Below are 10,387 nucleotides of genomic sequence, written 5' to 3' on the forward strand. Positions count from 1 at the left end.
CAAAATTAACACCCCTTCCTTACCGATGGGTTGACAGATTAAGCCTTGGGTGTTTTCTGGCAAATAGTCAAACTCGATTTTAGCGGGATATAAATTTAAATTAACTAAATAAACGGCTTTACCGGTTTCTAAAACTCTTTTGATAATATTACTAACTTTAACTTCAGAATTCTGGCTTAAGATACCGCGACGTAATAAAACTTCTCCCCGATAATAAACGATCAGAGATTTTGTCACGGTGTTAGTTAAAAGTAAATGGGAAGCCCAGGCAAGCTCAATTTTAACCGCTTCTGGCAAATCTGGGGCAAATTCCAGGCCTTCGCGCCCGATTAATTCCACAGCATCTGGTAAGCGGGGTTGAACTCTTTGCCAGATTAAACCCACCAAAATTAAAACCCCACTCAAAATCACTCCCATCACATCGGAACGCGCTTGCGATGGGGTTAAATCGGCAGTGGCAAAACGATTAAACATTAATACCGTACCCCCGACGATGCCAGCGAACAGGGGTAACAGTCTTAAAATACGATTGGGATCAGCTGGTGCCATAGCTGAGAACTATTCCTCGTCTGGTTCTAGAATACGTTGAAAAAGATAGCCTGTACCTCTAGCGGTGAGAATTAACTCAGGATTACTGGGATCATCCTCTAATTTGGCTCGTAAACGGGAAATATGCACATCTACCACCCGCGTATCCACATGACGTTCGGGGGTATAACCCCAAACTTCCTGAAGGATTTCCGAGCGGGAAAAAGCTTCTCCCGATCGACTGACCAATAATTCTAGTAAACTAAATTCCATACCAGTCAGACGGATGCGTTCATCCCCCTTATAAACTTGGCGTTTATTGGTATCGATTTTAATGGAACCGATATGAATCACACCGGAACTGGGAATCCCCGGAGCGCCATTTTTCTCCACCCGACGCAACACCGAACGAATCCGCGCTTCGAGTTCTTTGGGAGAAAAAGGTTTAACCACATAGTCATCGGCGCCCAATTCTAGCCCGGTAATTCGATCGGCCACATCGCCCAAAGCGGTTAACATAATGATAGGAATATCCGATTCTTTGCGGAGTTCCTGACAGACACCGTAACCGTCTAATTTCGGCATCATCACATCCAAAACCACTAAATCGGGTTCGGCGGTGCGGAAGGTTTCTAAAGCTTCCTCTCCGTCGGCGGCGGTGACGACTTCATAACCAATCATCGATAAACGAGTCTCTAAGATACGACGGATGCTGGCTTCATCATCAACAACGAGAATTTTTTCCTTCTGGTTCTCCAACTGAATTAACACTCCTTAGTTAAATAGTGTGATGAATTTTAAAGTTAAATAACGAGCGTTCCTGTTTATAGAATATCCTTTTGCCGTTATCATTAAGCCTAAATTTCCTATTTTATTTCTTTTATGGCAATTATCAATAACTTTATGGTCTTGCTCTCCCTATATCATACTTAATTAAATTTGACAAGAGAATTGATCCCCAAACTGCTTTTCTTCAACTTTTCTTAAAAAACATGGCGAAATCGCGAACAATATATATCTGTAGCGCTTGTGGGGCGGAATCTCCCCAATGGTTGGGAAAATGCCCCAGTTGTGACACCTACGGGACTTTAGAAGAACAAGTGATGGCTGGTGGCAATAATCCGGCGGTAAATCGCCCAGGATGGCAAAATAGTCGCCCAAATAACGGCAAAGGGCAACGCAACCCCCAACCGCGCATCTCGGTTCGCTTCTCGGAAATTACCCAGTATGAACAGGAACGTTTTCCCTCCGGTTACGGGGAATTCGATCGCGTTCTCGGTGGTGGCATCGTCCCCGGTTCTCTTGTACTAATCGGCGGTGATCCGGGCATCGGCAAATCGACGCTTTTACTGCAAGTTACCAACCAACTCGCCCAAAGATTACCGCGCATCCTCTACGTTTCCGCCGAAGAATCGGGACAACAGATTAAACTGCGGGCTGCCCGTTTGGGGGTGGGAGTGGTTCCCGTGGAGTCGGAAAATAACGGCAATGGCAAGGAGAAAAAAGCCTCCGAATCAACCGCAGAACTCGATAATCATCTCTATGTTCTGCCAGAGACCGATTTAGAGGAAATTTTGCGAGAATTAGAATCTTTACGCCCACAGGTGGCGGTAATTGACAGTATTCAAACTCTTTATTTTGGGGCGTTAACTTCCGCACCGGGATCCGTCGCCCAAGTTCGCGAATGTACCTCCGCCTTGATGCAGGTGGCAAAACGGGAGAATATTACTTTATTAATTGTCGGTCATGTGACTAAAGAAGGGGCGATCGCAGGTCCGCGAGTTTTGGAACATTTGGTCGATACGGTGTTATATTTTGAAGGCGATCGCTATGCCTCCCATCGTCTCTTAAGATCCGTGAAAAACCGTTTTGGGGCAACCCATGAGATCGGTATTTTCGAGATGGTGGACCACGGTTTGGTGGAAGTGGAAAACCCCTCAGAATTATTTTTAGGCAATCGCGACGAATTTTCCCCAGGTACGGCGACGGTGGTAGCCTGTGAAGGTACACGCCCGATTGTGGTGGAGTTACAGGCATTAGTTAGCCCCACCAGCTACGCTTCCCCCCGAAGATCGACTACTGGCATAGAATACAACCGATTACAGCAAATTCTCGCCGTTTTAGAAAAGCGCGTCGGCATTCCTTTATCGAAATTAGATGCCTATGTTGCCTCCGCAGGAGGGTTGGGAGTGGAAGAACCGGCGGCGGATCTGGGAGTTGCGATCGCTATTGTCGCCAGTTTTCGCGATCGAGTCGTCGATCCGCGCACAGTCTTAATCGGGGAAGTGGGATTAGGCGGACAAGTGCGCTTAGTGTCGCAAATGGAACTAAGATTAAAAGAAGCGGCTAAATTGGGCTTTAAACGGGCAATTGTCCCTAGAGGTCAAGTTTATCCCGAAGATGTGGGCTTAGAAATTGTTCCAGTCGGCAAGGTAATCGAGGCAATTGTCGCCGCAATTCCCCCCCAGCAGCGCTTTGGGGAAGATATGGAAGACGAGGAAGGGGAAGGGCAAGAATAACGGTACAATGCTAAAAAAGATTAAATTACTTGGGAGATTTTCACCATGTCTGTGTTAGCTGTTGCTGCTTTAGCGGGTTATCTGATCGTTTTTACCGGAATTGCCCTCGGTCTCTTTTTCGGTCTGCGCGCCGCTAAAATTATCTAGTATATAAACAGTAAAAAAGCTTTAGTGATCGGTTTAACTGGTCACTATTGCCAATTCTAGGGGAGATAAAAAATGACTGTTATTCTAGACTTAAAAACTCTCTACGAAATTGATGATTCTCTCTGGTTAGAAGAAACTATCGAACTGCTCAAGGCTAAAAATTTTGAAGCGCTAGACTTAGAAAACTTGATCGAGGAGTTAGAAGACTTGGGAAACGAGAAAAAGTTTCGTGTTGCTAGTTTTTTACAGCAAATTATTAGACATTGTTTATTATTACAATTTTGGACAAGTGAAAGAGAATATAATCAGGCTCATTGGCGTTCAGAAATTATCAATTTTAAAGATGAACTTAATACTTATTTGACGACTAATTTAAGAAATTATCTAGAACATAATTTGGCAACTATTTATGAAAAAGCCCTTCGCTATCTTCGTCAAAAAACCGATAATAAAGTCAACTTTCCTGATACTTGTCCCTACAGTTTAGAAGAACTGCTCGCTCCTAATTGGCTACCACCTTACAAATAAAGGAGATAAAAAATGACTGTTATTCCCGACTTAAAAACTCTCTACGAAATTGATGATTCTCTCTGGTTAGAAGAAACTATCGAACTCTTGAAAGCGAAAAAATTTGACGCTTTAGATTTAGACAATTTAATCGAGGAGTTAGAAGACTTGGGGAACGAAAAAAGGTTTCGTGTTGCTAGTTTTTTACAGCAAATTATTAGACATTGTTTGTTATTACAGTTTTGGACAAGGGAAAAAGAATATAATCAAGCTCATTGGCAAGCAGAGATAGTAAGTTTTCAATATCAGTTAAAGCGCTATTTAACCACAAATCTTCGTCAATACCTAGAACAGGAATTTGAGCAAATTTACTTTGAGTCCGTGCGATACGTTCGTAAAAAAACTGATAATAAAGTCAACTTTCCCGATACTTGTCCCTACAGTTTAGAAGAACTTCTCGATCCCAATTGGCTGCCACCTTACGAATAAAGGAGATGATAATGACTGTTATTACCGACTTAAAAATTCTCTATGAGATTGATGATTCTCTCTGGTTAGAAGCAACTATAGAACTGCTCAAGGCTAAAAGATTTGACGCTTTAGATTTAGAGAATTTAATCGAGGAGTTAGAAGACTTGGGAAACGAAAAAAGGTTTCGTGTTGCCAGTTTTTTACAGCAAATTATTAGACATTGTTTATTGTTACAATTTTGGACAAGTGAAAGAGAATATAATCAAGCTCATTGGGAGTCAGAACTGGTAAATTTTCAAGATCAATTAAATACTTACCTAACGGCAAGTTTACGGAAATATTTAGAACAGGAATTTGATAATATTTATCAGAAGGCACTCCGTTATGCGAGAAAAAAGACTAATAATCAAGTCCACTTTCCCAATACTTGTCCCTACAGTTTAGATGAACTGCTCGATCCCAATTGGCTACCACCTTACGAATAAAGGAGATGATAATGACTGTTATTCCCGACTTAAAAATTCTCTATGAAATTGATGATTCTCTCTGGTTAGAAGCAACTATAGAACTGCTCAAGTCCAAAAGATTTGACGCTTTAGATTTAGACAATTTAATCGAGGAGTTAGAAGACTTGGGAAACGAAAAAAAGTTTCGTGTTGCTAGTTTATTAGAGCAAATTATTAGACATTTCTTACTCCTACAGTTCTGGACAGAAGAAAGAGCATATAATCAGGATCACTGGGAGTTAGAAATAGTCAACTTTCAAATTCAGCTAAAAAGACGTTTAACCACTAATCTCTGTAATTATTTACAAAATGAATTAACTAACATTTATGAAGATGCAGTTTTCTTTGTGCGGAAAAAGACAAAAAATAAAGTTACTTTCCCCGATACTTGTCCCTACAGTTTAGAAGAACTTCTCGATCCCAATTGGCTACCATCTTACGAATAAAGGAGATGATAATGACTGTTATTCCCGACTTAAAAACTCTCTACGAAATTGATGATTCTCTCTGGTTAGAAGAAACTATAGAGCTGCTCAAGGCTAAAAGATTTGACGCTTTAGATTTAGAGAATTTAATCGAGGAGTTAGAAGACTTGGGAAACGAAAAAAAGTTTCGTGTTGCCAGTTTATTAGAGCAAATTATTAGACATTTTTTACTCCTACAATTTTGGACAGAGGAAAGAGAATATAATCGTTCTCATTGGCGTTCAGAAATCGTCAATTTCAAAAACCAGATCGACACTTATTTAACTACTAATCTCCGCAATTATCTCACTCAAGAATTACCTCGTATTTACCAGAAAGCCTTAAATTATGTTAGAGAAAAAACCGATAATCAAGTTAGTTTTCCCGGGGAATGTCCCTACAGTTTAGAAAATCTGCTTGATCTCGATTGGTTCCCCCCAGAAAATGAATAAAGGAAAAAACGAAATGCTGAAAAAGTTTCTACGTTGGCTAATTATTGGGGGAACCTTATTTTTTGTTCTCAGTAACCTTAAAAATAACTGGGATAACGTCACCTCAGTTAGAATTGAAAATCATGGCTGGTTATTTCTTTTCTTGGCACTTGTAACCACCATTATCGCTCAAATTTGGGCAGGATGGGTGTGGACATGGATACTCAAAAGCTATCAACAACCGATTAAAACCTCCGCAGGAATTGGCATCTATATGATTACCAATTTAGGAAAATATCTACCCGGTAATATCGGTCACTTTTATGCTCGCATCGTGGCAATTAATAAAGCAGGAAGTGATTGGGGAACCGCTAGTTTAAGCGTTTTATTAGAACTTTTACTACTGGTGTGTGCAGCCTTAGCCATAGCAGTAATTGCTAGTGGTTTAGGTTGGATGAAATCTAGCTCAAGTCTAGGGATACAGATATTAGTTTTAGGATTAATTTTAATCGGCATTCATCCCAAATTTTTAAATTATCCTCTGAAAATCCTTAGCCAAAAGAAAAAGATTGCTCAAGAACCTGTTTATCTAACTCAATATCCTCTCGTTCCCCTCTTGGGTGAAACTGGATTTTTATTGTGGCGCGGTGCGGGTTTTATTTTAGCTTGGATGGTGTTAAAAATGATTACCCCCGCTCAGATTTTACCCCTACTAGGAACCTTTAGTTTTGCTTGGTTATTGGGTTTAGTTGTCCCCGGAGCGCCGGGAGGATTAGGAGTGTTTGAAGCTACAGTAATCGCACTTTTAGACACAGAAAAATTTCCCGCCGCTAACGTACTTGTCACCGTTGCTATCTATCGTTTAATTAGCATTCTCTCCGAAGTCATTGCCGCCGGAATCGGGACAAAATTAGTTAAAGATAAAGCCAAGTTTTTTGGTTAGCTTAAGGATATTAGTCGTGTGTGTTAGCCCAATGTAACGCACCCAGAAGAAAAGTTTTGATCATTGTTAACTGAAGATAATTTTCTCAACTCCTAACATCTATCTCCTCACTCCTAAATTCTGATGTAACATAGGATCAATAATCAGCAAAAATATGGATACTCCCACCTAGAGAGGCCGAAAAAATGACGATTGCCAAAAGCGACGAAACTGCCACCTCTCCGGCACCGATAGAAGAAGATTTCGAGGACTTCTGGGAACCCCCCCCACCCCCCACAGACTTAATTTTTGATGATGGTGAACCCTTGGAAAGCAACCGACACCGCATTGCCATGAATGTCTTGATTCGTTCCCTACAGCAGGGTTACGGCGAGCGAGACGACTTCTACACCGGTGGCAATATGTTTATTTATTTCAGCCGCGAACAGGCGAAAAATCGCGATTTTCGCGGGCCCGATTTCTTCGCTGTCCTCAATGTCGATGGCAAGAGAGAGCGACAGGGGTGGGTAATTTGGGAAGAAGAGGGACGTTATCCCGACGTTATCGTAGAATTAACCTCTCCTAGTACCGCCAGAACCGATAAAGTGCGAAAAAAAGCCATTTATGAGGGAACCTTCCGCACGCCAGATTATTTCATCTACGATCCTTTCGATGGCAATTCTTTACAAGGATGGCATTTAGGGGCCGACCAACGCTACCATTCTTTAGAACGAAACGAGCGCGGCTGGTTATGGTGCGAAACTTTAGGCTATTGGTTGGGAACTTGGGAGGGGACTATTGACCGAGAAACGGCAATTTGGGCGAGATTTTATGACCCGGAAGGCAATTTAATCCCCTTACCAGAAGAAGCGGCACAGGAGCAAGCGGCTGCGGCACAGGAGCAAGCAGCTGCGGCACAAGAGCAATTAAATGCTACTCAGCAAGCTCTGGAAGCGGAAAGACAGCGTTCTCAACGGCTGGCGGCTCGTTTGCGAGAAATGGGGATAGAGCTATAGTATAGCTGTATTTGTTTAGGTGAGGAGGTAAACTGCTCCTGTTCCTCCTCGTTCAAAGTCGGTTAATTTCCCCTTTCACGGTTGAGGGAGCCTGCAATCCCAGTCTATTTGAAATCTAGCTCAACACCTGTTTGCTGCTGTGATTACCTTTTGGCCGGTGGGTAATTATTGATTAGAGTTTTCTTTTATTCTTCCTTAAACAGTAAACAGTAAACAGTGAACTGAAAAATCAAATCTGATAACTGATACCTGTCTCGGAGTCTCAACTAGGAAATTTATTTGGCACGACTACTTATACTTATATTACTTATATGTCTAATCTATCTTTGGGCGCACAACCTCCTCTAGAATTTATCCCCCCTGACCTTAATCTCTTACTTTTAAAGGGATGTCAAATCTTTTTACCTCTCTGGTTACAAACTCAAACCAACTTAAGAGAAATTTCCGCCGCCAATCTAGAAACTTTAATCACATTTTATCAAAAAAGTCAAGAGAAAAAAGTCCGTTTACTGCTTGCTTTTCGTCATCCCAGTATTAACGATCCCTACTGTATGGCCTATCTTTTGTGGAAATTAGTACCCAAAAAAGCCCAAGAGTTAGGAATAAAATTACCAGCCCCAATTCACGCTCATTTTATGTATGATCGAGGGATTCCTTTATGGGCTGGAGAAAGGGTAGGATGGTTATATTCTAAGTTAGGTGGTACACCAATTCAACGGGGAAAAGCCGATTTAATCGGATTGCGCTCGGCTCGTCGTTTATTATTAGAAGGAGATTATCCTTTAGCCGCCGCTCCGGAAGGGGCAACTAACGGACATAATGAGCTTGTCAGCGCTATTGAACCGGGTATTTCTCAATTGGCTTTTTGGGGTGTGGATGATGTCAGAAAAGCTAAACAACAGCAAGAAGTAATTATTTTACCCATTGGTATTCAGTATTTTTATATGACTCCAGTGTGGCAAGAAATCGAGCAAATTTTAACTAATTTAGAAAACGATAGCGGTTTAGAACCCACCCCGAATTCATCCCGAGAAGAAAAGGTTTTATACGAGCGTCTTTTTCGGTTAGGAGAAAGATTATTATCCTTAATGGAGGATTTTTATCGAGATTTCTACTATCAATCTTTGCCTGTAGTAACTGCCAATGGTGATGATCCAAATGAAACCCTAGCTAAACGTTTAGCCAATTTATTAGATGTGGCCCTCCAAACCGTAGAAAAGTATTTTAATGTTTCTCCTAATGGTAATGTGATTGATCGCTGTCGTCGTTTAGAACAAGCAGGATGGGAACGCATTTATCGCCAAGAATTAAAACCCACTCATTCTATTTCTCCCCTTGAATTAGGATTAGCTGATCGCCTGGCTGATGAAGCTAATTTAAAAATGTGGCACATGAGAATTGTGGAAAGTTTTGTATCAGTAACTGGTTATTATGTCAAAGAAAAACCCACTGTAGAAAGATTCGCAGAGACAATTTTATTACTCTGGGATTTAGTGACAAGAATTAAAGGAGGTAATCCCTTTTTCCGTCCCCAAATTGGTCAACAAAAAGCAATAATAACTATTGGTAAACCTATTTCCGTATCCGAGCGCTATGGCGATTATAAAAGTGATCGACGCTCGGCCGTAGCACAATTAACCCAAGATTTACAAACCAGTTTAGAAAGTTTAATTATTCATCAGTAGATAATTAGGGTTTACTAAAAAAGTCTCTTGGTGGAGTCAGTTATCAGTTATCAGTTATCAGTTATCAGTCATCAGTTATCAGTTATCAGTTATCAGTTATCAGTTATCAGTTATCAGTTATCAGTTATCAGTTCACTGAGAAAACACCCCACTTCCCCCGCAACGGCTCGACTGAGCCTCACCGAACGTCCGAACGTCCGAACATCGCGCACGAAGTGGTCTCCCCATTTCCCACTCCCCAATTCATAATTTATAATTCCCAATTCATAATTTATAATTCATAATTCATAATTTATAATTCCCACACCCCACTTCCCGACGCAAAACTTTTTCACCTAGCTCTAGTATAGAAGATAGTACGGGAATCTGGAAAAACTCAATAGCGAAAACCCTACCCCGGTCTGAGAATCTTTTATCTACCCTAAAAGTGTAGAGATAAACCAACATCTCTAGCGTTAAGAAAACTTCGGAGGTGACTTATATGGCACTTATACGTTGGGAACCTTTCAGAGAAGTAGAAAGCCTACAAAAAGAAATGAATCGCTTGTTTGACCGTCTTGTGCCGACTGATGTAGGCAATGGCGAAAAAATGGGGTTGTCCTTCATCCCAGCGGCGGAAATTACCGAAACGCCAGAGGCAGTTCAGCTTAAACTGGAAATACCTGGTATGGAAGCCAAAGACCTCAACGTGGAAGTAACAGCCGATAGTCTGACCATTAATGGTGAAAGAAAATCGGAAATTAAAACCGAAGAAGAAGGATTTACCCGCACTGAATTCCGTTATGGTAAATTCCATCGGGTTATTCCTCTACCGGTTCAGGTTGATAACACTAACGTGGCTGCTGAATACAAAGATGGCATTCTCAATCTCACCCTCCCGAAAGCGGAAGAAGAAAAAAATAAAGTGGTGAAAGTGTCCATCAATCCTGCCATTGCTCAATGATGTAGCTCTCATTGTCCGGTCTTGAGCGGAAGAGTTAACCTAGTCTGATTAAACCAAAGCGGGAGTATTAAATCATACTTCCGCTTTTAGCTTCTTAACCCTTTAATTTAAAACTTCTAACACTGCTTGGGGTGATAATTTATCTTTAAACCAGATAACCTGAGCGGGTAGATTTTGAAATTTAACTCCAGCTTTTTCTAGATTTAACCGTTCCGATACGGCTAAAATTAGATTGTTTGCTTGGGCCG

The 10,387-nt window shown here is 41.2% G+C and carries 14 protein-coding genes; 11 read left to right on the top strand and 3 right to left on the bottom strand.

The window, feature by feature from the left end; all coding sequences use genetic code 11:
• Both PX484_RS19650 and rpaB read right to left on the bottom strand, forming a co-directional pair.
• Positions 1 to 549 (bottom strand): cofactor assembly of complex C subunit B (locus PX484_RS19650; RefSeq protein WP_288105207.1); only part of this gene is annotated, 549 nt, incomplete at its 3' end.
• Between the two features lie 9 nt (positions 550 to 558).
• Positions 559 to 1,287, bottom strand: coding sequence for a response regulator transcription factor RpaB (gene rpaB, locus PX484_RS19655; RefSeq protein WP_002781934.1), 729 nt, complete (start codon positions 1,285 to 1,287; stop codon positions 559 to 561).
• Between the two features lie 233 nt (positions 1,288 to 1,520).
• Here rpaB and radA point away from each other — a divergent pair, with 233 nt between their 5' ends.
• The 11 genes from radA to PX484_RS19710 all read left to right on the top strand — a co-directional run bounded on the left by radA (position 1,521) and on the right by PX484_RS19710 (position 10,139).
• Positions 1,521 to 3,047 carry a DNA repair protein RadA gene (gene radA / locus PX484_RS19660; RefSeq protein WP_002804099.1) on the top strand — a complete coding sequence of 509 codons (1,527 nt, stop codon included), beginning with the start codon at positions 1,521 to 1,523 and terminating at the stop codon, positions 3,045 to 3,047.
• A gap of 45 nt (positions 3,048 to 3,092) precedes the next feature.
• Positions 3,093 to 3,194 carry a cytochrome b6-f complex subunit PetL gene (petL, locus tag PX484_RS19665; RefSeq protein ID WP_002791324.1) on the top strand — a complete coding sequence of 34 codons (102 nt, stop codon included), beginning with the start codon at positions 3,093 to 3,095 and terminating at the stop codon, positions 3,192 to 3,194.
• Positions 3,195 to 3,266: 72 nt separating this feature from the next.
• On the top strand, positions 3,267 to 3,722 hold the full coding sequence (locus PX484_RS19670; RefSeq protein ID WP_150975675.1) for a DUF29 domain-containing protein: 456 nt from the start codon (positions 3,267 to 3,269) through the stop codon (positions 3,720 to 3,722).
• A 12-nt stretch (positions 3,723 to 3,734) separates the two neighbouring features.
• Positions 3,735 to 4,190, top strand: coding sequence for a DUF29 domain-containing protein (locus PX484_RS19675; RefSeq protein WP_002804097.1), 456 nt, complete (start codon positions 3,735 to 3,737; stop codon positions 4,188 to 4,190).
• A gap of 11 nt (positions 4,191 to 4,201) precedes the next feature.
• Positions 4,202 to 4,657: a DUF29 domain-containing protein gene (locus tag PX484_RS19680; RefSeq protein WP_002804096.1), complete on the top strand. Its 456-nt coding sequence runs from the start codon at positions 4,202 to 4,204 to the stop codon at positions 4,655 to 4,657.
• An 11-nt stretch (positions 4,658 to 4,668) separates the two neighbouring features.
• Positions 4,669 to 5,124 (top strand): DUF29 domain-containing protein, encoded by a 456-nt coding sequence (locus PX484_RS19685; RefSeq protein ID WP_287764549.1) that lies wholly within the window; start codon positions 4,669 to 4,671, stop codon positions 5,122 to 5,124.
• 11 nt (positions 5,125 to 5,135) lie between these two features.
• Positions 5,136 to 5,594, top strand: coding sequence for a DUF29 domain-containing protein (locus PX484_RS19690; RefSeq protein WP_287764552.1), 459 nt, complete (start codon positions 5,136 to 5,138; stop codon positions 5,592 to 5,594).
• Entirely contained in the window at positions 5,587 to 6,516 is a 930-nt protein-coding gene (locus PX484_RS19695; RefSeq protein ID WP_287671301.1) for a lysylphosphatidylglycerol synthase transmembrane domain-containing protein, read from the top strand. The genes PX484_RS19690 and PX484_RS19695 overlap by 8 nt, the downstream gene beginning before the upstream one ends.
• Positions 6,517 to 6,701: 185 nt before the next feature.
• Positions 6,702 to 7,511: a Uma2 family endonuclease gene (locus tag PX484_RS19700; RefSeq protein ID WP_002804089.1), complete on the top strand. Its 810-nt coding sequence runs from the start codon at positions 6,702 to 6,704 to the stop codon at positions 7,509 to 7,511.
• 311 nt (positions 7,512 to 7,822) lie between these two features.
• Positions 7,823 to 9,196 (top strand): 1-acyl-sn-glycerol-3-phosphate acyltransferase, encoded by a 1,374-nt coding sequence (locus PX484_RS19705; protein WP_287764556.1) that lies wholly within the window; start codon positions 7,823 to 7,825, stop codon positions 9,194 to 9,196.
• 481 nt (positions 9,197 to 9,677) lie between these two features.
• The gene (locus PX484_RS19710) at positions 9,678 to 10,139 is read left to right on the top strand and encodes an Hsp20/alpha crystallin family protein (protein WP_002804085.1); all 462 of its coding nucleotides are present in this window, start codon (positions 9,678 to 9,680) and stop codon (positions 10,137 to 10,139) included.
• 102 nt (positions 10,140 to 10,241) lie between these two features.
• Here PX484_RS19710 and PX484_RS19715 read toward each other — a convergent pair.
• On the bottom strand, positions 10,242 to 10,387 hold a 146-nt coding region (locus PX484_RS19715), incomplete at its 5' end, for a DUF790 family protein (RefSeq protein ID WP_288105211.1).

This window comes from Microcystis sp. M49636_WE2, from assembly GCF_030065375.1.
GTDB lineage: Bacteria > Cyanobacteriota > Cyanobacteriia > Cyanobacteriales > Microcystaceae > Microcystis > Microcystis aeruginosa_C.